Annotated in this window: 14 protein-coding genes, 6 pseudogenes and 1 other annotated feature; of the genes and pseudogenes, 6 read left to right on the plus strand and 14 right to left on the minus strand. The window is 59.9% G+C overall.

Features of this window, described 5'->3' with window-relative positions; all coding sequences use genetic code 11:
• Positions 1–37: 37 nt before the first annotated feature.
• Entirely contained in the window at positions 38–526 is a 489-nt protein-coding gene (gene tnpB / locus QFZ94_RS44115; protein ID WP_429464342.1) for an IS66 family insertion sequence element accessory protein TnpB, read from the minus strand.
• 30 nt (positions 527–556) lie between these two features.
• Here tnpB and QFZ94_RS44120 point away from each other — a divergent pair, with 30 nt between their 5' ends.
• Both QFZ94_RS44120 and QFZ94_RS44125 read left to right on the plus strand, forming a co-directional pair.
• Positions 557–754 carry a hypothetical protein gene (locus tag QFZ94_RS44120; RefSeq protein WP_429464261.1) on the plus strand — a complete coding sequence of 66 codons (198 nt, stop codon included), beginning with the start codon at positions 557–559 and terminating at the stop codon, positions 752–754.
• Positions 732–1,112: a recombinase family protein gene (locus QFZ94_RS44125; RefSeq protein WP_429464263.1), complete on the plus strand. Its 381-nt coding sequence runs from the start codon at positions 732–734 to the stop codon at positions 1,110–1,112. The genes QFZ94_RS44120 and QFZ94_RS44125 overlap by 23 nt, the downstream gene beginning before the upstream one ends.
• 5 nt (positions 1,113–1,117) lie before the next feature.
• Here QFZ94_RS44125 and QFZ94_RS44130 read toward each other — a convergent pair whose 3' ends face one another.
• Positions 1,118–2,323, minus strand: coding sequence for a zinc ribbon domain-containing protein (locus QFZ94_RS44130; RefSeq protein ID WP_429464265.1), 1,206 nt, complete (start codon positions 2,321–2,323; stop codon positions 1,118–1,120).
• Between QFZ94_RS44130 and QFZ94_RS44135 the strand changes: the two genes are divergently transcribed.
• A protein-coding gene (locus QFZ94_RS44135) for an IS3 family transposase (protein ID WP_429458928.1) occupies positions 2,246–3,483 on the plus strand; the annotation gives its coding sequence in 2 pieces (ribosomal slippage) (positions 2,246–2,549 and positions 2,549–3,483; 1,239 coding nt in all). The genes QFZ94_RS44130 and QFZ94_RS44135 overlap by 78 nt on opposite strands.
• Positions 2,536–2,652 (plus strand) — a sequence feature (AL1L pseudoknot). Its footprint overlaps the gene before it by 117 nt.
• A gap of 72 nt (positions 3,484–3,555) precedes the next feature.
• Here QFZ94_RS44135 and QFZ94_RS44140 read toward each other — a convergent pair.
• The 6 genes and pseudogenes from QFZ94_RS44140 to QFZ94_RS44165 form a co-directional block, all read right to left on the minus strand.
• Positions 3,556–3,690: pseudogene (locus tag QFZ94_RS44140) on the minus strand (IS5/IS1182 family transposase); the annotation flags it as partial.
• Positions 3,691–3,858: 168 nt separating this feature from the next.
• Complete coding sequence (locus QFZ94_RS44145) at positions 3,859–4,101, minus strand: transposase (RefSeq protein ID WP_410853251.1); 243 nt, start codon at positions 4,099–4,101, stop codon at positions 3,859–3,861.
• Positions 4,014–4,388 (minus strand): transposase zinc-binding domain-containing protein, encoded by a 375-nt coding sequence (locus QFZ94_RS44150; protein ID WP_429464344.1) that lies wholly within the window; start codon positions 4,386–4,388, stop codon positions 4,014–4,016. The genes QFZ94_RS44145 and QFZ94_RS44150 overlap by 88 nt, the downstream gene beginning before the upstream one ends.
• A 109-nt stretch (positions 4,389–4,497) precedes the next feature.
• Positions 4,498–5,286, minus strand: a complete 789-nt coding sequence (gene istB, locus QFZ94_RS44155) for an IS21-like element helper ATPase IstB (RefSeq protein WP_429463893.1) — start codon at positions 5,284–5,286, stop codon at positions 4,498–4,500.
• 6 nt (positions 5,287–5,292) lie between these two features.
• A pseudogene (gene istA / locus QFZ94_RS44160) lies at positions 5,293–6,809 on the minus strand (IS21 family transposase).
• Between the two features lie 626 nt (positions 6,810–7,435).
• Positions 7,436–8,338: a trypsin-like serine protease gene (locus QFZ94_RS44165; RefSeq protein ID WP_429464267.1), complete on the minus strand. Its 903-nt coding sequence runs from the start codon at positions 8,336–8,338 to the stop codon at positions 7,436–7,438.
• 367 nt (positions 8,339–8,705) lie between these two features.
• Between QFZ94_RS44165 and QFZ94_RS44170 the strand changes: the two are divergent.
• Positions 8,706–9,020 (plus strand): annotated as a pseudogene (locus QFZ94_RS44170) (transposase); the annotation flags it as partial.
• A gap of 1,879 nt (positions 9,021–10,899) precedes the next feature.
• Positions 10,900–11,994: a porin gene (locus QFZ94_RS44175; RefSeq protein ID WP_429464269.1), complete on the plus strand. Its 1,095-nt coding sequence runs from the start codon at positions 10,900–10,902 to the stop codon at positions 11,992–11,994.
• 343 nt (positions 11,995–12,337) lie between these two features.
• Here QFZ94_RS44175 and QFZ94_RS44180 read toward each other — a convergent pair whose 3' ends face one another.
• The gene (locus QFZ94_RS44180) at positions 12,338–12,556 is read right to left on the minus strand and encodes a hypothetical protein (protein WP_410852939.1); all 219 of its coding nucleotides are present in this window, start codon (positions 12,554–12,556) and stop codon (positions 12,338–12,340) included.
• Positions 12,557–12,936: 380 nt separating this feature from the next.
• Between QFZ94_RS44180 and rpoD the strand changes: the two genes are divergently transcribed.
• Positions 12,937–14,928 carry an RNA polymerase sigma factor RpoD gene (gene rpoD / locus QFZ94_RS44185; protein ID WP_429464270.1) on the plus strand — a complete coding sequence of 664 codons (1,992 nt, stop codon included), beginning with the start codon at positions 12,937–12,939 and terminating at the stop codon, positions 14,926–14,928.
• Positions 14,929–15,085: 157 nt separating this feature from the next.
• Here rpoD and QFZ94_RS44190 read toward each other — a convergent pair whose 3' ends face one another.
• The 5 genes and pseudogenes from QFZ94_RS44190 to QFZ94_RS44210 form a co-directional block, all read right to left on the minus strand.
• Positions 15,086–16,366 carry a hypothetical protein gene (locus tag QFZ94_RS44190; RefSeq protein ID WP_429464272.1) on the minus strand — a complete coding sequence of 427 codons (1,281 nt, stop codon included), beginning with the start codon at positions 16,364–16,366 and terminating at the stop codon, positions 15,086–15,088.
• A gap of 97 nt (positions 16,367–16,463) precedes the next feature.
• A pseudogene (locus QFZ94_RS44195) lies at positions 16,464–16,946 on the minus strand (transposase); the annotation flags it as partial.
• A 95-nt stretch (positions 16,947–17,041) separates the two neighbouring features.
• Positions 17,042–19,966, minus strand: a pseudogene (locus tag QFZ94_RS44200) (acetoacetate--CoA ligase); the annotation flags it as partial.
• A gap of 104 nt (positions 19,967–20,070) precedes the next feature.
• On the minus strand, positions 20,071–20,307 hold the full coding sequence (locus QFZ94_RS44205) for a hypothetical protein (RefSeq protein ID WP_429464273.1): 237 nt from the start codon (positions 20,305–20,307) through the stop codon (positions 20,071–20,073).
• 667 nt (positions 20,308–20,974) lie between these two features.
• Positions 20,975–21,970 (minus strand): annotated as a pseudogene (locus tag QFZ94_RS44210) (EAL domain-containing protein).
• Positions 21,971–22,106 lie beyond the last annotated feature (136 nt).

A 22,106-nucleotide genomic window follows, 5' to 3' on the forward strand; every position in this document is an offset into this window, starting at 1 on the left:
CGCGTCATGCAGGCAGTTTACGCGCCGACAGCGACGTTTACAACGCTGAGGTCGGTCGCGCCGTTCTCGTCGGTTGCCGCCAGTCAATGCCTTCGAGCAGCATCGATAGTTGCGCCGGACTCAGGCAAATAACGCCACCGTCGGCTTGAGGCCACACGAAGCGCCCCTTCTCGAGTCGCTTCATCAGCAGGCACATTCCATCGCCACTCCACCACAGCACTTTGAGTAGGTCGCCAAACCACACGACATTCAACATACCGATCGCAAATTGTGGTGATCGCATACCGCTGGCACCCCGCCTACGGCCAGGAATACAGGCTGGTCCGCCGCACTGGGCGCCGCGGGAATCAGATGGTTCACCTCGACGTCCCGCAACAGATCTCCCGCGAACTGCCAGCCTGGATGCTCGATGCGTCGATATGCTCGGCGATGTCGCTTGGCGAACCGCGAGTGAGCGCCGAGGCGCTGGCCTTCTTGTGCCGCGTCCTGTCTGATCGGAAGCGCCACTCCGCCGCAGGAGGATCATCGAAGCCTCTGTCAACGGAGGGCCATTCCGATGAGACGACTGCAAAGAGAACGCGGCGTACAGCTTCCGCTGGAACTGCACCTAGATCCCACCTTCGACGCAGCCATAGTGGGGAATCGACGGGAGGAAGTGATCGACGCGCTCGCAGCACTTCTGCTGGAAGCGCTGGGCAAGCCGGCGAACATAACCGACCCAGGAGATCGCGATGAACCAGAAGATCTCCGCTGAACATCTCTGCCGAGGCGCGGTGGTCTACGTCCGTCAATCAACCATGAGCCAGGTGGTGGAGCACACGGAGAGCCAGAATCGTCAGTACGCGCTCGCTGAATCTGCACGAACCATGGGCTTTGCTTCAGTGACGACGATCGACGATGACCTTGGACGTTCGGGCTCCGGCAGTATCGAACGTCCCGGGTTCCAGAAGCTGGTCGCGTCAGTGTGTGCAGGATCCGTCGGCGCCGTGTTCTGTCTCGAGGCTTCACGACTTGCGCGCAACGGCCGCGATTGGCACCATCTCATTGATCTTTGCGCGCTGGTCGGCACGGTCGTCGTTGATCACGACGGTATTTACGATCAGTCATGTTGATGCCCTCATCTGTTTGCTCGCGGGGCGATAACGAGATGGTCCCGCACCCCTGATTTGAGTTCCTGCAGTGCAGCGATGCTCTCTGCGGTGTCCGGAAACAGGAACCGCTTGTCGTGCGGGTCGCGCTCTGCCTTGATGACGCCGCTGTGAATGCGCCGCTTGACCCACGAGGTCGAAACCTGCAAGCATTGTGCAACATCGGCCATCGTCAACCAGCCAGAGATGTGGCGAGCACGCATTGATCTGGCATCGTGCAGCACACGGTGCCGCTGTCGGATGACCCGTACCGTACTGGCTGGCACATGGCTGCATCGTGCCGAGTGGTGTCCCTCCTGAGTCAGTATTGCGGCGATCGTGGCATCGTCGATGCCTTGCCGCGCGAGTTCCAGCAGGCGAGCCAGCATTTCGGCGCCCCGGGAGAGCGCCGACACGGCATGCACCCGGGGTTCGACCTCCAGTTCGGAGACTTCTCCGCCTCTCCAGACAACCCGGATTGTGATGCGGTCACGCGTGACCCGATGCAGGACCACTTTATCAATAAGGGAGCGCAGCATGGCCTTCTTGCTCTCGCGACTAACTTGCGGTCGCTGCCAGATTTCCGGTAACTGGACGCCGAGCGCGAGAAAGTCATTTTGCTCTTCATCACTCAGGGCCTCCGGCTTACACTCCTCCGCCTGACGACGGGCGAACGAGTCCTCCGCCTGCCGCAGTTCGCGCAGCGCCGCCTCCCATCTTCGCTCGAGCTCGGCTGCGATCAGGCGGTTATCGGGGTCGACCCGATTGTATTGGCGCTCGGCCAGGAGCGCCTGATAGCGTAGCCGTTCGACCTGCTGCGCCTCAGCCCGGTTGGCGGCGTCACGGGTCTGTTGTCTCGCATCTTTTGCACGGGCCCAGTTTTCGAGCTCGGCCGGTCCTATTGCCGCGAGAAAGGCCTCTACGACCCGCGCATCGATCAAATCAGCGGGGAGGTGCTGGCATAACGAACCGCCCTGGCTGCGCAGCAGATAGTTACAGACGTAGCTGTTGGCGTTCTTGTACTGCACCGCCATCTTGTGGCCACACTGTCCGCACCAGACGATGCCCTGAACCGCCCCGGGTTTTCCGGAGACTCCACTTCTTGAGAAAATGGAGCTATGGAAAACACGAAGAAGAAATCCCCAAGATACTCGCCGGAAGTGCGTGAGCGGGCTGTGCGAATGGTGCTGGAACATCAAGGCGACCGGGAATCGCAATGGAAAGTGATCGCGTCGATTGCGGCGAAGTTTGGCTGCTCGGGCGAGACGCTGCGTAGCTGGGTGCGCAAGGAGGAGCGGGATCGGGGTTTGCGCCCGGGCACGAGTACGCAGGAGCAGGATCGGCTCAAGGAACTGGAGCGGGAAGTACGTGAGCTTCGGCAGGTCAATGAAATCCTGCGCAAGGCGTCAGCGTATTTCGCACAGGCGGAGCTCGACCGCCGACCGAAGTGATGATCACGTTCATCGATGATCACCGGCACGTCTACGGGGTCGAGCCGATCTGCAGGGTGCTGCCAATCGCACCGTCGACGTACTACACCCATGTGGCTCGCCGCGCCAATCCTGACCTGGTGCCGCCGCGGGCCCAGCGTGACAGGATGCTCAAGGATGAGATCCGGCGCGCGTGGGAAGAAAACTTCCAGGTCTATGGCGCAGACAAGGTCTGGACGCAATTGAAGCGCGAAGGCATTGTCGTGGCGCGCTGCACGGTCGAGCGGCTGATGAAGCAGATGGGCCTGCGCGGCGTGGTGCGGGGCAAGACGGTACGTACGACAGTGAGCGATGGTTCGACGCCGTGCCCGAAGGATCTGGTGAAGCGGCAATTCACGGCCGAACGGCCCAATGCGCTGTGGGTTTCAGATTTTACCTATGTATCGAGCTGGCAGGGCTTCGTCTATGTCGCGTTCATCATCGACGTGTTCGCCCGACGCATTGTCGGCTGGCGCGTGTCGAGCTCGGCGCGCACGGACTTCGTTCTGGACGCACTGGAGCAGGCCTTGTACGAACGACAGCCGGCGCAGCAGGACGGGCTGATCCATCACAGCGACCGCGGCGTGCAATACGTATCGATCCGCTATACGGATCGGCTGGTCGAGGCGGGCATCGAGCCGTCGGTGGGCAGCGTGGGCGACTCCTACGATAACGCACTGGCTGAAACGATCAACGGCTTGTACAAGGCAGAGGTCATCCATCGCCTCGGACCGTGGCGCAATCTGCAGGCCGTTGAAATGGCGACGCTCGAATGGGTGGACTGGTTCAACAATCGTCGGCTCTTCGGCCCCATCGGCAACATTCCACCCGCGCAGGCCGAAGCCGCTTATTATGCAAATCTCGCTGGGTCTGCCGCCGTGGCATGACTCAAGCAAAATAGTCTCCGGGAAACCCGGGGCGGTTCACCGCGAGTAATTGCTTCAACCTGTCCACCGCCGTATGCACGCGCTTGGTTGACCTCGACGATCCTGAGCAACCCGAATGATGGAACGCAGGTCGCTCAGCATGGCCCCGAAACAGCTTGCCTGAATCCAACGCTGCGTCTGCTGATTGACCAACTTCCACGGTGGAAAGCCGTCGTAATGCTTCAGCCTCTACTGCGACAGCAGCGGGCGTTTGATATACCGGCCAGGGTAGTTCACGTTGCGGATATGGCTGTCCGACGATGGCGCAAAATGGACGATCCATGGCTTGCCGTAGTGACGATCCAGCCAGCGGCTCCACGCCACTTTTGTCGGGCACTACGTTTTCAGCTCCTGCGGCGGAACCAGCGCGTCGTACGACTGCCGCAACAGATCGACGATTGCGTAGCGCCACATCGGCATGACCTGTGCCTTCACGAAATACATCGACTTCCACTGCTCGCCGTCGGGCGTTAAGCCCCCGCAGGTCACGCTCAGATGGACATGCACGTTCCATTGCAGGTCGCGCCCGAACGTGTGCAGCGCCGTGAAAAACACCCCAAAGGTTGGATCCGTGTCCAACTTTTGGGGTGCAGTTCAGTTTGCGCGCTGGGCGCCTTCAGCAGCGCGCGGTTCAGCCTGAATACCTCCCACAGCGCCGAGGGCATCGTCAGCCTGATGTGCTGCCAGCGCGTTTGCGGCGGCCTCGCCGTTTGCGTGGCGATCCATTGGTCCGTCGCCTTCTTGCCGCACGTGGGGCAGAACCGGCTCTTGCAGCTGAAGCACACGTTCTTGCGATGCGGGCAGGCTCCGTTCGAGCAGCAGGCGCACCACGTTGTCCACCACCGCCGAGCGGATCTCATGCTCATGCTTTTTGAAATACCGCCACCAGTTGTCACGGATCGGCGTAATCGAGCCGGGGATGATCGGCGTAATGAGGCCACCTGGAATGGCCCCGAAACGCGATTTCGAAGGGACTCAAGAATGCGTTTTTTTGCCTGATTTTGCAACCGCGTTTTCGCTGTTTTCGGGCATCGGTTTCGGCTTGCGGAAGCTTTCACCTTCTATGACGACACGGTAGGCGCCATGCCGTATCCGATCGAGCGTGGCAGCACCGAGGATGCGGTTGTCGGGGAACGCGTCGCCCCATTCGCTGAAGTCAAGATTCGACGTCAGGATCGTCGCCGCGCGCTCATACCTGGCGGCAATCAGATCGTGGAAGTCTTCGTCGTGGGGTGCACGCAGGGGTTTCAGCGCGAAGTCATCGACGATCAGCACCGGAACGCGCACGAACTGCTGGAGCTTGCGTTCATAGAGCTTAGTCGCCCGTGCTGCATGCAGCTTCTTGAGCAGTTCGGTTTGCGTGATGAACAGAACGTCGCGGCCCTGGCGTGCGGCGCAGTGGCCCAAGGCCTGCGCGAGATGCGACTTGCCGACGCCGGTTTGACCGACCATCAGCACGCAGACCTTCTCGTCGATATAGCGGCCGGCGGCAAGATCATGGATGTGAGCGCGGTTGAGTTTGGGCACGCGGTCGAAGTCGAAGTTCTCGAGGGTCTTGCCCAGGGAGAAGCCAGCGCGGGCGAGCCGCACGCCGAGCTTCTTCTGCTCTCGCCGTGCAACCTCGTCGTGCAGAAGCGTGGCGAGGAACTCCGTGTAGGCAAGTTGGCCGTCGATGGCCTGACGGTTGCGTTGCTCGAGCGAGTCGAGGATGCCCGAGAGGCGCAACTGCTTGAGGATCGTGTTCAGTTCTGGACTGGGATGCATGGGCGTTCAATGGATCAGAAGGGAATGGAGGTCACGGCCGAAGCGGCCGCCGTTCAGATAGGTGTCGGCAGGCGCCGGCGCTGGTGCTGCGGTGGGCTGGCTGTCCAGCCCCTTGTCGAGGATCGTCTTGACGGTGCGGTACCTGGGGCTGGCAAACACGAGCGCACGCTCGCACGCAGCCTCCAGCCGTTGATCGCCGACCTTCTCGCGAAGCCTCACGACGCCCTGTGCTCCGCGCAGGTTGACGAGCACCTTGTCGTTGAACATCGCGAGAACGAGCGCGTGGCAGGCTGGCCCGATATCCTTTGCCCGCGCCAGGCACCACTGTGGCTCGTGCTCGAGCCACGCTTGCGTTTCGGGCGGCTGGTGGTCACGCACCGTGTGGCGATCGCCGGGCTTGCGCAAGCGCGGATGGGTCGCGACGAGCTCATGGCGGTGGAACACCTGCACGACCGTGTCGGTCGCCTTCAGCCACAGCTGCTTGCCGACGAGCGTGAACGGCACCGAGTACAGTGCCTTCTTGTAGACGACGTGTCCGTCGGTATGCACCTTGACCTCGCACCATACGGCCAGCACTGGCGGCACATCGGGCAGTCTGGCGAGCAGTGGCTTCTCGATGGCGAAACGTGCAAGCGGCTGCTCGCGCGTCGTGCCGTGCTCGCGCGTGCCGGCCTGCTGCATCACCCAGTCGCGCAATTGACGGTTGGCGTCGGCGAGATCGCGGAATTCGCGCAGCGGCACGAAGGATCGTTTGATGTATTTGACTCCGGCCTCAACGATGCCCTTCTTCGCAGGATCGTGTGGAGGGCATGCATCGATCCGGAAGCCGTAGCCTTCGGCCAGCGCGGCGTACGAGCGCTGTACCTCGGGATCGTACATACACGCCTTTGTGATCGCGCATTTGGCGTTGTCTATGATGACGCGCTCCACGCGGCCGCCGAACCATTCGAAGGCACGCCGGTGGCAGGCCAGCCACGTCTCGACCGTTTGATCGAGGACGATCTCTGCATACTGGTGCCGCGACCAGCACAGCGTCATCACGAAGAACCGTGTCTTGAGCACAAGCCCGGACTCATGCATGAGCACCGGACCGGCTCCGAAGTCGAGCTGCGCTGCGTCCGCCGGGGCGAACTCCAGGATCGTCGTCGCTCTCGCGCCGCGCTCGGCCTTCAGGTGCAGCAGGAAGCGCCGCACTGCAGAATAGCTGCCCGTATAGCCGTGATTGCGCTGAAGCGCGTTGAAGATCGTCGTGCCCTGCACGTCGGCGTCATACCAGCCGCGCACCAGATCGCGAAACGGTTCAATCGTGGAGACGCAGCTACGCGGCAGCTTCGGATTGCGTCCGAAGATCGCTGCCAGTTCGGCGTCGTCCGGCAAGGGCCGACCGGGATCGAGCCAGCCCCGAGCGAGCGCGAGCTGCCTGACGGTCTTCAGCTTCCCACGCCCCATCAGGCGCGCGCTGGCAATGTCGCGGTCGGAATCACCTGACGCATGCGCGCCAGTACCTGTCGATACTCAAACACTTCGAACCTCCTTCGACTCATCGGCCCTCCGGGCAAAAAGCCTGAAGGTACCGGGTTGCGGAAATTCAAAATGCGTTTCGGGCTGGCACCCGACAGAACACTGAGCCTGCTACGTGGCTCGATTACGCCGATCCTGCGGTGGCTCCAATACGCCGATCATCGAGTGGCCCGATTGCGCCGATCATGCACTGGCTCGATTGCGGCGATCATCCGGTGGCTCGATTACGCCGATCTCGGAATGGCTCGAATATGCCGGTCAGTGACACCAGGCCTCGCCGGTCTGCAGCAGCTGTTTGATCGGACTGACGGTTCTGATGATCAGTATCTCCCCGCGAGACCTCCGACTCTACCATCCCCCGCTCGCGGGCAACGGCGCGCTTGCCAGCGGCGTTGGCCTTCGCATACCGACGGTTCTAGTTGCCGCGCAGCGGCTTACCTTGTTATGTAAGGGACTGCTGGGTTTTTGTAGGGGCGACTCAACCACATAGCAAAGCGCCGCACGGAGGCGGCGCTTTGCTGACTGAAAAGCTACTCCCACTACCCACACGGAATGCGGACGACATAGGCCGACGTCATGAACGGCGACCCGCTCGGCTTCATCGGGCAGTGGGCCGCGACCGGCCACCTCACTCGTCGCCGGCCGGCGCCAGTTCCCAACCGGCGTTTTCACCGTTGCGGGATAGCGGATTAGCTTCGCCGACATCGGTGGGTAGGTCGGCCGGGGCGAGGGTGTAGCTGTAAAGCTCGTACAGCACCTGTTGCATTGGCGTGTAGTAGACGATGGAGCGGCCGATAGGCTCGCCGGAGGAGATGATCCCGATCAGTTGCCGTTCGTAGGTGACGACCGGTCCGCCGGAGTCGCCGTTGTCAATGCTGCTGAGCTCGGACGAGTGCGCGGCATTGATGTGCTCATAATTCGGTCTCCAAACTCCCTCCTCGAGAGACATGCCTTGCCACACGCAGCGGACTCCGGTGCGCCAACCGCTTGTGCAGAACCGTTCATACGGCGCGTCCGACCACCCGGTAACAGCAAGGCGCGCTTCCTGCCCGGCGCGCGGCATGAAGACCTGGTTATTCGCAAGGGGCGTATAAGTCTGGACCGGACTGCAGAAGGCTGCGCTGTGGTGAGAGGCGCATTGCAAGGACATCGGATTCGGCTTCGGCGATACCCGCACGAGCTCGATGTCCGAGGTAGCCGACTGCCACACGACGTTGCCGATGGCAACGGTACCCACCTGGATGGTCGCGTACATCGGCGCGCAGTGCTTGGCAAGCACGAGCCATCGTGTGGCACGTTGGTAAGGCGTCAGTCTGAAGAAGAAGCTCTTGGGCACCAACACCGCCCCTACGCTGCATGATCCACCGGGAACGCTGACCTTCGAGCCAGAGATGACCGGCAGGACGGCGCGGTCGGGATTGCGAGGCTGCACGACGTCCGGGGTTTGCGCCGTGGCTACCGAGGATGCGAGGGTGGTGGCGATGGCCATCGCGAGGGATGCCACACGCTTTCGTGGTGATAGGGTTTTCATCAGGGATTGGGTCCTCTCAGGGATGTCAGGATCGGGGAAAGTGGTGGTTCGCGAGGCTCATTTCAGGCCTCCGGCTCGCCTTCGTCGGCACCATGTCGGCCGGGGCGGCGTCGGGGCCCATCTCGGGGGCCTGGGTTCAGCAGATCAGTTCGTTCGGGTTCGTCTGCATGTCTCGCTCCTCAGGGACATGGATTTTTGCCACTTTTATCGGCGTTGTTGCATTTAGTCCCCACGCAGCGGCTTACCTTGACGACGAAGGTAGGCACAGCGCTCCAGCACCCCCGTTCGGTGGAAACGTACCTTTGGTGCAAAAAATGGCGGTTGGGTCCGAAAAGATTCAAAAAATCAAAGGTCCTGAGGCCCGGCGCTGTTATGCGTCTACGCGCTGCGCGACGAACTGAAACAGCTGTGCTTCTGCCGCAAACCCGCCTCGGCACAAAAGGCCTACGAGCGGTGGTTCAAGCAAGCCCGGCAAAGCGGGATTGCCGCTCTGACATTGTTCGCCCAGCGTCTGCAAGGCTATTGGCAGGGCTTGGCGGCCCGTTGCCGGCGTCCGTTCAATACCAGCGTTGTCGAGGACATCAACAACACCATCAAGGTCATTAAACGTCGCGCTTACGGGTACCGCGACGAGAAATATTTCTTCCTCAAAATCCGCACTGCGTTCCCCGGTAGTCCTCGAGGAACCAGAAACTTGCCAGTAAGTCCCTGCAATTCCTACACCCCGATTTCCACCGGAAGCCTGAATGTTCAACATTCCGCGGATTGTTATGAGCCAACTGGATAGAAGCACTGCGTAAATGCGCGGGTCGTGCAGAATACGTCCGCCGAGGACTGCTGGCTCCAGCCTCAGCAATCTCGCTAAGATAAACATCGACTTGGTGAGTCAGTTTGGCCAGCGCACCTTCGCTTCGGACATCGGCCAATGTCACATTTCACCTCGCGCCGCTGAGGAATGTGGGATTTCATTTTGTCATGGCCTAGTTTCTCGTAGGCATTATGCGAAGCTCAATGACCAGTCGCTTTGCTCCGCGGCGTGACTCCCATGCCCATTTTCCCCGCCGGGCCCGCAGTAGTAGGTAGAAGTATCGAAAGGGTCCGCAGGACTTGGAATTGAGTACATTTCGATCGGAACCTCAGTAGCCTGCGCCGCCACCCCCGTTAGAGCAATGGACAGCAGGACACCACATAGCACTCGCTTCATATTTTTCATAGGCACTCCATATTGGAACACGTTAATACACCGTAATTTATTTGCCCTCGCGGCACTGGCCGCCGCAGGTTGCGCATCTTACGAAATTTTCTACGCAATCACTAGAAGGAAGGGACATCAAATATATTGATGCCGATGCTGCTCATCATGGAGGTCGGTGCTGAGAGATCGTGGCGCGAGCTTGTCGTTCGAGGCATGAGGAAAACCAAAGGTATTCGTACGTCCCGCATCCACGTCTTTGCAGTCTTGGCGGTCCTTTTCCATGATCTTCGAGGTGCCATTGCCTGCACTAATTGCTGGCTTAGGCTCCTGCCGCTCTCAGTATCCGGCTGTCTGAATTGCTCAGGCACCTCTTCGCGATGCTTCCCGGGCGGCGGAACACGGCCCCTACTACACGACTCTCGCATACCATTCATAACGCTTGTGAAGTCGGGGGGGGCTTGAGATCCCCATCAAAGATTTTCCTATAGGCATAAATTGTCTTTATTTGATATCGCCCCTGCTATTGAGGTATAACTTACGGCAGCGATTTATTGGGGATCAGAAAATGTAGTCTATTCGAAGAAATAGGCCATTGTTATTACCTAAGCAGTGGTCACTTTCCTCAGAAAAACGTAGCATTGAATGTCTTATTGCGCGTTTTTGTGATGCATATCTACATGGCAGTTTGCAACATAGAGGAATGCAGGCAATGACGAAGAGCCGGCCAGTTGCTGTCCAGCATTAACCCTGAAAAAGGGAGTTTCCACACGATCTCGCCCCTCAACTGCCGATCGAGTAGCCTGCGTTGCAAAGTTGGGGATATTCGAGTGGAATAGTCGTTCTCAACTGCTGCCGCGGCACATCACAGCGGCTCATCGGCCATTCCGTTGGAGCGCGGGAATCCTCGCTGGTCAGTGCCTGATTGTCATATCCAACGGCAGGCACTACGATCACCGAAACTTGGGATCCCGCGATTCTTCTGTTGTTCCGTCGACAGTGTGCATCGCCGTTAGTGACCAAACGATAACTACATTTTTCCATCGAGCGAAAAGGGGGCAGCGCGGTCGCGTCACTGTGTCTGTCCTGGCATTCTCCTGCCTGTGGCAGGAGTCAGATCTCTTTTCGTTCCTGTATCGGACAAACCGGGGTGCGAAACCCCACGGAGCCGCACATGAACGTCACAGTCACCTCCTTGCGCCAGCCTTTGCGGCTGGCAACATCATCCGGATCCCTCCGTCAATCGATCTGCCGATCTGACTGGCTTCGATCCGTCGGCACTTTACCGGCAATCTCGCGTGGCACCCGTGTGCCTTGAGCGCATTGGTGCGTTCGGTATTTTCCGCCCCACTACTCCTTCGATTTGATCATGAACCAACTTCACTACTGCTCGTTGGCCGGCGCATTGCTAGCGCCCCTCAGTTCTACCTGCTCAGCCCAAAGCGTCACGTTATACGGTGCACTCGATGCGGGCCTCACCTACGTCAGCAACGTGGATGGACATGCGCAATATCGCGCGACGTCGGGATTGATAGATGGCAGTTTCTGGGGGTTGCAAGGTGCCGAAGATCTGGGCGGCGGAGCCCGAGCACTTTTTCGCATGGAGCGAGGCTACTCGGTGACCTCGGGCGAAGGATTCAACGATCATCCGATGTACGTGGGACTTCAATCCGAGACCCTCGGGACGCTGACCCTCGGCCACCAATACGACCTGATTCACGACTATTTCGCGCCGTTCACGCTGACAGGGGGAACCGGCGGTACCGCGCTCGCGCATCCGTTTGACAACGACAATGCCAACAACTCCTACCTAGCCGCGAACTCCGTCAAATATGCAAGCGCCTCTCTGAACGGGTTCAGCTTCGGCGGCATGTATGCATTCTCCAACACTGCAGGCCGGTTCGCGCAGAACCGTGCATACGGCATTGCTGCGAACTACGGCAATGGCCCATTCAATGCCGGTGTCGCATGGATGCACAACAACGGACGCGGCCTCAACGAGGTCGGTGCCTACTCGCCATCGGCATTGCCCGGCAGCGGTCAGACAATAATCGACGCCAGTGTGCAAAAGCAGGATGCGGTCGCCGCCGGCGCGAGTTATGCGCTCGGCGATGTGACTCTGGCAGGGGCGTGGTCGCGTTCGATCTACACAGGCGTTGCCGATGCGGACAGCGGCAGCGTTTTGCCGTCGATCGGGTTCAGTAACTACGAGATCAGCGCGGTCTGGCAAGCTTCGCCCGCCCTCTCGCTAGCGGGTATGTACGTGTTCTCCGACGCTTCTTCGGCGCATTGGCACCAGGGCGCGCTGCAGGCCGTCTATCAACTGTCGAAGCGTACGGACGTGTACGCGGAAACGATCTATCAGCACGCGTCATTGGGCGCGCCTACCGTGATCAACACCAACGATCCGTCAAGCAGTCAAAACCAGTTGCTCGTCGGCACGGGCATCCGGCACCGCTTCTAGGGCTGGATGATGTCGGCTTACGACGCCGCGAAGCGCGCAGCACACGACGCTACTCCGCAACCAGTTGTTCGTTTTGAGCTGAACCGGCCGCTTGCCGGATAGAACGGACGCTGCATATGCGGTCAACGACTCGGCGCGCCGCGCTGAATTCGCCCGTCAAGGCATCGACTTCCGTGTTGAACGGCCGGCCGCTGCCGATATCGAAGCGCGGCGCAAACGCCGCTGCGGTGTTCCCACTTTGCTGGCCGCTGTCGTCAAATGAATTGAAAAGATTGCGACTTACACGAAGTTGTCTCTAGATCTTTGGGCGTTGTCGCCGGTTTTGCATAGCCGGGGTGGCCGGTTACTGCTCGATGAACATGCGCCACTCCGGGAACTGCTCGAAAAAGCTCTCGCCCACATAGACATGATAGACAACGGGCGAATTCGTGCTCGACAAGGTATGGGGCGTACTGAAGGTGGAAAGCCCTAGGTCAATGCCGCTGGTGCTCGCCCATGCAGTCAAATCGTCCAGCAGGTTGTCCGCTTCGTCGCGCGATACTCGCAATTTGATCGGCTTCATCGCCAGTTCCGCAGATGCTCAAGATCGTCGGATGGATATCATAATCGAAGCGCCGGGTAAGTCATACGCGGGGCAACCGGGAGATGCCCGTGGGGCTCGATCGCGCGCTTTCCGGCATTAGCCTACCTCAGGCAGGTCCGCCGGGTCCTCATTTGATCGCGGTCCGTGCCAGCCGAACAAATCGCGGGATTGGAGTGGTGCAGCAGATGGTGTTACATTGCTACCCTTTCCTCCTCGTGCGCCGCGTTTTGCGCTTCCCTATCGCACGCTGGTTCTGCGGGCCGTGTTCATTGCCCGTTGCGATCCTTCATCTCGTGCCTGCCCCGCAGCCGGCAACCGCTGGTTTCGCGATCGCCGGGCAAACCCCTTCAGGAGAATGTATGGCAAAGGTTGATCCGTGCAATTCAGGTCCAGATACAGCTGCATCAGCGCCGAAAGCGTCGGCCCGGCGCGCATCGAAGAGCAAGGCAACCGCAGGCCTGCTGCCGGTGGATACAGTGTCGCCGGACGAAGAGCAGCAGCGTCAGATGCGCGCACTCATTCAGCTCGGAAAGAAGCGCGGCTACCTGACTCATGCCGAAATCAACGATCACCTGCCGGATAACTTCGCGCAGACCGCTGCCATTGAAACCATTGTCAGCACCTTCAATGACATGGGCGTCGCGGTCTACGAACAGGCGCCTTCAGCGGAGGTGCTGCTTATGAACGATGCGGCGCCGGCAACCATGTTGGATGACCAGGCCGACGAGGAGGCGGAAGTGGCGCTTTCCACCGTCGATTCGGAATTCGGGCGTACGACCGATCCCTTCCGCATGTATATGCGTGAAATGGGCGCGACCGGATTGTTGACTCGCGCGGGTGAGATCGAGATTGCGAAGCGAATCGAAGGCGGCCTCCAGGAAATGATCCGGACGATTGCTGCGTGCCCGGTTACCGTCTCCGCGCTCCTTCTGAGCGCGAAGCAGATTGAAGCCGGTGAACTGCGCATCGACGAACTGATTGACGGAATCAATGAGGAAACCGAATCGGTCGAACAGTCGTCGACGGATTTCGCTGAAGCGCCGCACACCGAGCAGGCCACAGCTGACGATGACGACGACGGCGATAAGCACAGCGAGATTGAAGACCGGGACACGGCGAGGGCGAACGAAGCGCGCCTGAAACAGCTCACGAGCGACAGCCTCGTTATTTTTGCCCGGGTGCGCGAGCTGTTCGAGCAGATTTCTTGTTCCCATGCTGTGCAGGGTATGGGGCGGGTAGCTGGCGCGGACCTGCGTGAAGCGATCCAGCGCGAGTTGGCGCCCATTCGCTTCACGGCGCGAACGATCGATCGGCTATGTAACGATGTGCAACAGCAGGTCGCACAGGTGCGCGCAGTCGAGCGCCATATTCTGCAAATTGCTGTTGATCGATGCGGCATGCCGCGCGAGAAGTTCGTCGAGTCGTTTCCGGGACGCGAAACTGATCTCGCGTGGACTGAAAGCACGGCGGCAGCGTCGCGCGAGTACGGCGCCGCCCTCGAACGTAGTCTGCCGGCGATTCAGGCTGAACAGCGGAAGCTTCTCGATATCGAAACGAATGTCGGACTGCCGTTGCAGCAGTTGAAGAATATCAACCGGCAGATGATGGCGGCGGAGTCGAAGATGCGGCAGGCAAAGCGCGAGATGATCGAGGCCAACCTGCGCCTCGTGATCTCCATTGCGAAAAAATATGTGAACCGCGGCATGCACCTCCTGGATCTCATCCAGGAAGGAAATATCGGCCTGATGAAAGCCGTCGACAAATTCGAATACCGACGCGGCTGGAAATTTTCAACTTATGCGACCTGGTGGGTGCGGCAGGCAGTCACGCGTTCGCTTGCGGATCAGGCTCGCACGATCCGGATTCCTGTTCACATGATGGAGTCGATCAACAAGCTGAACCGGATTTCCCGTGAGATCCTGCAACAATCCGGACGCGAGGCTCATCCTGCGGTGTTGGCGCAGCACATGGAACTATCGGAAGAGAAGGTTCGCGCCATGTTGAAGATTGGGAGGCAGCCCTTATCGCTTGAGACGCCAGTGGGTGACGATGCTGATGCGACACTTGGCGATATGATCGAAGATCCGACGGCGACGTCGCCCGCCGATGCGGCCGTGCAGGCGAATCTGCGCGCCGCGATCAATACGGCGCTCGACGCATTGTCGCCGCGTGAAGCGAAGGTGTTGCGGATGCGTTTCGGGATCGATACCGCATCTGACTGTACGCTTGAGGAACTGGGCAAACAGTTTGACTTGACGCGCGAACGGATCCGGCAGATCGAAAGCAAGGCGATGCGAAAACTGACGCATCCGAACCGCACCGCCAAGCTACGACCATTTCTCGACGATTAAGGCGCTGACGCGTGCATTGGAGGCTTGTGCCGTTTCGAAGGGGGCTTGAGCAGTCAATTGTCGACCGGATAGTTGCGGTCCGATACCTCTGGGTCAGGGCGGGCCCGATGCGCGTCGGGCTCCGCGGGACAGTGGGTCATCGTCCGCTAGCGCCGACTCACAACAGGACTGCCTGCTGCAAAAGTTCCAGAGCCTCCAATTCGTCCAGCCGTCCTGTGCGCGCCTTTCCTGCCAACGTCTTGATCAATGCTTCCGCGATTGGTGCGATGCCGTGGAGATTTTCCAGGCTGGTGACCGAAGCGGGGAGCGGGACGAGGTTTTGCTGGGAGATTGCGGCGGGCTCAAGTGCCTCAGGGGTTGCCGATATGACTGTAGGCAGCTCGCCGTCATTTCCTTCAGAAGAGCGACCGGCGGCCTCGGCATGCGCATCGCTTATATGATCATGCGGACCGACGACGATTGCCGTGTTCTCATCTGCGACGTCCGCTGAAGCTGGCGAGACATTTTCCGGCTCGACCGGGACGCCCGTCCGCGTGCGTCGCGTGTGCGCCTTCGGATATGCGGGTTTGCCTGGCGCACCTTTCTTCGTCGCAGGCTCGACCGACTCCTGTTGTGCAACGGATCCCCGACTGCGCGAAGCAGGGGTCAGCAAACGTAACACCGACTCGGGAATTTCCATTTCCGAGCGCGGTGTGTCCAGCCAGCCAGTCGGCAAACCAAGACGCTCCGTGAAACGGTTCGCCTCGGCATCGTCCATGCGCTTCTTGCCATATAGCCGATGGGCGGTATTGGACTTAGTCATCGACATGACGACACCGAGGCGCGCCTTGGAGCCGTTGCGACCCGTGAGAACCTGGAGGTTCTGCCGTCGAATGTTTTCAAGCGTGGCGCTGTCGTTTAACGCCAGCGGTTGCTGCCGGGTCGCTTGAGAAGAGGCTCTGGGTTTCGATGATGAGCGTTTTCCTGCCGCATGGGCGCCTGTCAGTCTGGTCAACTGGCCTCGACTCTTTTTGACGGTCACCGGCGACCCGCCCGTTGCTTTCTTTGGCATTTCCGTTTCCTCGGACAGGTTGTCTGCAAGAATGGATTGTTGGCCGCCGTTCGGGGCGGAAGCCGGTATGCGCGTTTGAGACGCAACCTCGGGCTCGCTGTCTGTTTTGATAAAGTCGAGCGGTGACTTCAGACGGGCGATGGTTTCGGGCGCGAGGGCAGGATGGGGCTGGTCAAAGAAACCATGCGGCAGTCCAAGCGTGGTTTCCATATGAAAAGCGGTCTCGGGCGTGAATCTTTCACCCTTCATCAATTCAGCAACTCGCGTCATGTTCGAGTCGAGTCCGAGCGCGATATTCTCTGCACCCACCGCATCGACGAGAAACTGGAACGACCGTGTTTTGAAGATTGACGCAGTCTGAGTGGAGTCTCGAGGAGGCGCCTTCAAGTAGGGTTGTCCCGGCCGGTTGGACGGAGACGTTTTCGCGTGGCGAGGTTGGCGTTGTCCGCTGTCCCGAGGTCCCGCAAATCGTCCGCGGGGTTGACACTTTGCCCTCCAGGCGCTCCTGTACATATTGACGCAGCCGTGCATTAGTCGCCAGCTTCGCTGGCTTTGGTCGTTTAGCGAACCGTTCCGCCTTCCACTGCGCGACCGAAGCACGATACTCGAGGCACCCACCACGGGTCGCCGCATTGCGCGTGAGTTCCCGCGAAACGGTTGATGGATTGCGTCCGATACGGCGGGCGATCTCGCGCACCCCGAGGCCCTGGGCAGAAAGCAATGCTATCTCTTCTCGCTCAGCGAACGACAAGTATCGACCCGCAATAGGTTTCGACATGAATAGTGGCATGCCGCCACGATAGCGGAACCAGCGCGAGCCTACCGCTTGAGATGCGCCTACCGCCTCCGCTGCTTTCTCGCTTGTAATGCCAGTCGCGATCTGGTGCCAAAACCGACGCTCGATCTCATGTCCAAGTGATGGCGCGCCCGGCGAGTACATCGCTCCTCGCCCCGTCAACCGATACACCTGCTTTACACTTCGTCCCATGCAACACCCCTCGATAGAAGGTGTTGCGACGACCGGTTGAATTCGCCCTGATTGTTACGGTACGACAGCATGGACGTCGCGTGCACATAGACGATCGGTCCAGCGTGATAGGGCCTTGGCCGATACGTCGTCATCGCTACCCGCAACGTCTCGCGCACCGTCCGTAGTGCCGGCGGCATCATCGCGTTGTGGCTATTTGGGCGGTGTGCCATGCGTCCATTGCGCATGCGCAAATAATCTACGACATTCGCGAGTCTGTCCTTCACGTAGTGCGTAAGTTGCGCCTTGGGGACGGCGCGCAGCCTGCGCCAGTGCCAGCCGAGGAAGTCACGGTTGTGCCGCAGCCAGGCCCGCCACGGGAGGCAACGCTCGTGCGCATAGGTATCGATCAGGCACAGCAATTCCATTTGCTCGCCGGCGCGGCTTAGCTGTTGCGCAATCTCGACCGCAATCAATCCGCCGAACGAGTAGCCCGCCACCGCGTAGGGTCCCGTCGGCTGCACGCTGCGCATCTGTCCGATGTAGCTGGCCGCGATTTCGTGAACGCGCCGTTGTGCCGGCTGCTCGCCGTCGAGGCCTCGTGCCTGCAGCCCGAACATCGGGCGCGGCGTCTGCATCGCCGCGATGAGCGCCGAGCATTCCATGACGGTGCCGCTCACCCCGTGTACCAGGAAGAGCGGTGTACCCGTGCCTGCTCGTATCGGTACGACCGTCGGCGAAGATTGCGGCACTCCGGGCTCGTCGATTGCCGCGGCGAGGCGCGCAATGGTCGGTGCGATGAATAGTGTCGCGAGCGGCAGCGTGCGCCCCGTCGACTCATTCACACTGGCAAGTAATCTCGCCGCCAGCAACGAATTGCCACCTAGTTGGAAGAAGTTGTCGTCGCGACCGATCGGAGCTATGTCGAACAGTCTTTCCCAATGCGACTGCAAGTGCCGTTCGAGATCCTCCCGGGACTGGCCCACCGGCGCCAGTTCGCGCGTTGCCGAGTTCAGCGCCGGGTGACGCCGAATCGCGTCCAGACACTCGGGATTGCGCAGCGCCGCCGTGTGGCGCACCGGCAGGCCGCTGATCGCGTTGCGTGCGGCCGCTTCCGACGGCTTGCCATTGTGCGTAACCGGCAACGCATCGACGGCGATGATGCGGTCGGGCACGTGCGCCGGAGATGTGCGACGTGCAAGGTCGCGGCGCACACGGGCGGCCAGCGCTGCGTTCAGCTGGAAGCCTTCGCGCAGCACGAGCATCAACACCGTACGCTGATCCGTTGGGGCTGCGTTCGAAGAGCCAGCCGTCATATTGCGCAACGACTGCTGAACGACCATCGCGTCGCGGATTTCCTCGATGTCATCCAGTACGCGATAGATCTCGACCGGCCCGACGTTGAAGCCGCGCACGTTCAGGACGCCATCGGTGCGGCCATGCAGTCTCGCAGTGCCTTGCGGCGAAAACTCGATCAGATCGCCGTGAGTCCAGACGCCCGGATTGCTCGCGAAATAGGCGGCGTGAAAGACGGTGCCGTCCGTGTCGCCGAAGAAGCCGAGTGGACGTGACGGACACGGGTTCGCGCACACCAGTTCGCCGATCCCGTCGACGGACTCGCCCTGCGAGCGGGCCTGAACGTCAAGCGCAAGACTCTTGCATTGGGCTTCGCCTGCGTAGACCGGCAGGTTGGGATTGCCTAGCACAAAGCAGCCGATGATGTCCGTGCCGCCCGAAATCGACTGCAAAGGCAGCGGCTTCACGTGATCACGCACCTAGGTGAACTGTGGGTCGAACAGCACTGCGGCCGTCGACATCATCGCGCGCAGGGCGCTTAGATTGAACTGCCGCCCTGGCATCAGCCCAGCGTCTTCGCTCATCTTCAGATAAGCGGCACTTGTGCCGAACACCGTGGCGCGCTCGTCGGCAACGAGGCGCCATAGCGTATCGACCGTCGAGATCGGGCCATCATAGGTGACGATTTCGACGCCGGACGCAAGCGCCGACAACTGCCAGTTCCACATCATCCATGCGCAGGTGGTATGGAAGTACATCCGGTCGCCGGGCCGCAGATCGCTATGCAGCCGATGCTCCTTCAGGTGTTCCAGCAAAGTGCCGCCCGCACCGTGCACGATGCACTTGGGCTTCCCGGTGGTGCCCGACGAGAACATGACAAAAAGCGGGTGGTTAAACGGGAAGCGCCGCCATTCGAACGATGCGGCGTCGCTGTGCTCGACCAGTTTATCGAGCGAATAGATTCGTTGCTTGACCGCATCTGGTAGGGCGAGACGGACAATACATTCCAGCGACGGCAAAGCAGCCGCCAGCTCGCCGATCTTGGTCGCGACCGGTACGCCCGTGTCGAAAGTCTGCGCCGCTGCGTGCGCGAACAGCAGGCGCGGCGAGAGCGGTGTGAAACGATCGAGGAGCGTCTCGACACCCATCTCCGGTGCAGCCGTCGACAGCGTTGCACCGAGCGCGGTGACCGCCAGCGCAGTGACGACCGCTTCAGCGTCGTTGCGCATCACACACACTACGCGATCCCCTTGGCGCAGTCCCAATTCCGTGAGTGCATGCGCGAGACGCGATACGCGATCGCGCAGCTCACCGCGAGTCAGATGCACTCGCCGGCCATCGGCGTGACAGGCTGTCAGCGCAGGTGCCTCGGCCCTTGCTACCGACAAGCTCAAGAGGTTGTCGGCGTAATTCAGTTCGAGTTCCGGGAAGAACTGTGCGTGCTCGCATTCGTCGCCGACGCACACGGGTTCGAGACTGCCGGACCAGTCAAGACCTTCAGACCATTGCACGAAGACTTGCCAGAACGTTCGATATGCCCGTCCCGAGAAATCGTGCAGCGTTTCGTAGCTGTCGAAGATCTGGCCCGTGTGCGCCTGCAAGGCTGCGGTGAACGCGGTCATTTGAGAAGTGGCGGCGCACTCGGGGGTATTGGTGAAAATGGGGGCGCGTTCCGGGATTGCACCGGGGTTAGGCGACGCACAGGGCAATTGCAGGCGATCCATATTTCCTCCATGCAAATGCAGAAAGAGACGGATTTAAGATGCCCGTTTATAGTCAAATTAATGCTATTGAGCCGCCTTCTTTTTCTATTTGCGAAAACGTACTTTTAGAAGTGTTTATTGGGCACCTGAACTTTGATGAAAGCACTGTAACCTGGCACGCCGGAGAACGATGCTAAAAGGTAAATTTGCCAACGCTTTTCGCGTACGTGTTGCTTCAGATCAATCTTCCCGTACGCTCTCAAACGGGCAAGCACGCGGGAAAATGCGCCGGCCATCTGAACCCAATTGATCCATTTAGCATGGAGGCCCGGATGCAGCGGCTCATAGAAGGTGACGATCACAGGGAGGTGGCGAGGCCAATCCAAAGGCGTCTCAATTGCCCAAAGATAGCGCTGTATGACCATCCCCCCGATTGGGACGCGGTGTAAGCGGGTGTCAACGGGAGATGAAGTGGTGACACAACTGGCTCAAGCACGCGACGAGTCTTGTCCAATTCAATTTTCGGCGCTTGCGCCGCTTCCAGTACGCGAGGTCGAGCGTACTCGCCAAATCTGTCAGCAAACGAATCTGTATTATCCACCGACGAGATCCTTGGATTAACCTAAAAACCGCAGGTAAAAATTCGTTATCCATCACCTTGCGTTTTCCCGGACGGAACGGGTCTAAACGTTGACTTAATGAAACAATGGATGCATCCAATGCGTCGTTGCAGTGAGGAAGACCGATTATGATCGCGTTGGAATAATCTTTGAACTGTTGCTATTATATTGGGTCGTTACGTTATTGACTTTGGCCTGACCCACGAAGAGTTCCTGAGGTGTTAGTGATATCAAAGTCAACTACATGTTCGCGCAGACATCGGCAGGGTGGAGCTTGCCAGAGTGACGAAGAGCGCGGGCTTTCACCAAGGCCAAGGAGGAATTTAGCCAGCTACCTCAAGGACTAAATTAACTGCCGCTGTGCCCGATTCACAACTGAATGGAGACGCAAGTGCTCTGAAGCGAGCAATTAGGGCCGCTGCGGGCATGGCTTTGCCATAGAGGTAGCCTGCAAGTAGTCGATGCCCATGTCCTTCAAAGCGTGCGCCACCGAGGCGGTCTCAACGCCTTCAGCAACCAGACGAAGGTTGAGTGTCTTGGCCGCTCCGACCAACGTTTTGACCACGACTCGCGAAGTCTGGTCGACCTCAATTGCCTGGACGAACGAACGGTCCAGCTTGACCGTCGATATTGGGAAGGACGTCAGGTAGGTCATGTTCGCAAAGCCGGTGCCGTAGCCATCCAACGAGATGCGACCCCCGTGGCCACAATCCGGTGCAGAATACGCTGGGTCTCCTCGACATCTAGCACCATCGCGCCTTCAGTCAATTCCAGTGAGAGCCGCCCGGGATGCACACCCGTTTCGGCGAGCGCGCGCGAGGATGTCTTCGACATCATCGTGCTCGAGCTGGCGTGGACTGACGTTCACGCTCATGAAGAGTTTGTCCAGCCCTGCCTTTTCGAATTGCTGCAACTGCGCGAGTGCTTCGCGTAACGTGAACGAACCCAACTCAATGATAAAGCCACTGCGCTCAGCCACTGGAACGAAGTCTACCGGCGAAACAAAGGTGCCGCTGGGCTGCCGCCACCGCATTAGCGCCTCGCAACCCTTAAGCTCGCCGTCGGGGCTCACCAAGGGTTGGTAGTACACCATGAACTCGCCGTTCCGGTACGCCGCCGCCAAGGCTTCATGCTCGGCCACCGCGCCCTGCGGCTCGTACTTAGCCAGCTTGTCCGTTTTCGACAGGTCAAGCCCGACTATCCAAAGTTTGTGCGAGTCGACGGCCCGAAACACCTTCGCCTGAAACGGCACCCTGCCGCCATTTTTCGCGCGGAACGCCACCATTATTTCCGCCAGTTGGCCCGTGCGGGCGCGGCGAATCGCGTCCCGGAAGCGGGGCGCGCTGCTGACCTCGACGAGCGACACGACGTCGCGCCGCCGTGCGAGGGCGCCGGGCGCCATCATTGCAAATGCTCCTGCGCTGGCTTACTCAATTGCACCCTTTTCGGAGACGAGAAAGGCCGCGTCCGCCGCACACTCCGAGAAGTGACAGTGAACGTTCAGTGCGCCGACACAGGAGCGCTCCACCGAAAGCCGGCCC

The sequence above is a fragment of the Paraburkholderia sp. JPY465 genome (assembly GCF_050436725.1).
GTDB classification, from domain to species: domain Bacteria; phylum Pseudomonadota; class Gammaproteobacteria; order Burkholderiales; family Burkholderiaceae; genus Paraburkholderia; species Paraburkholderia youngii.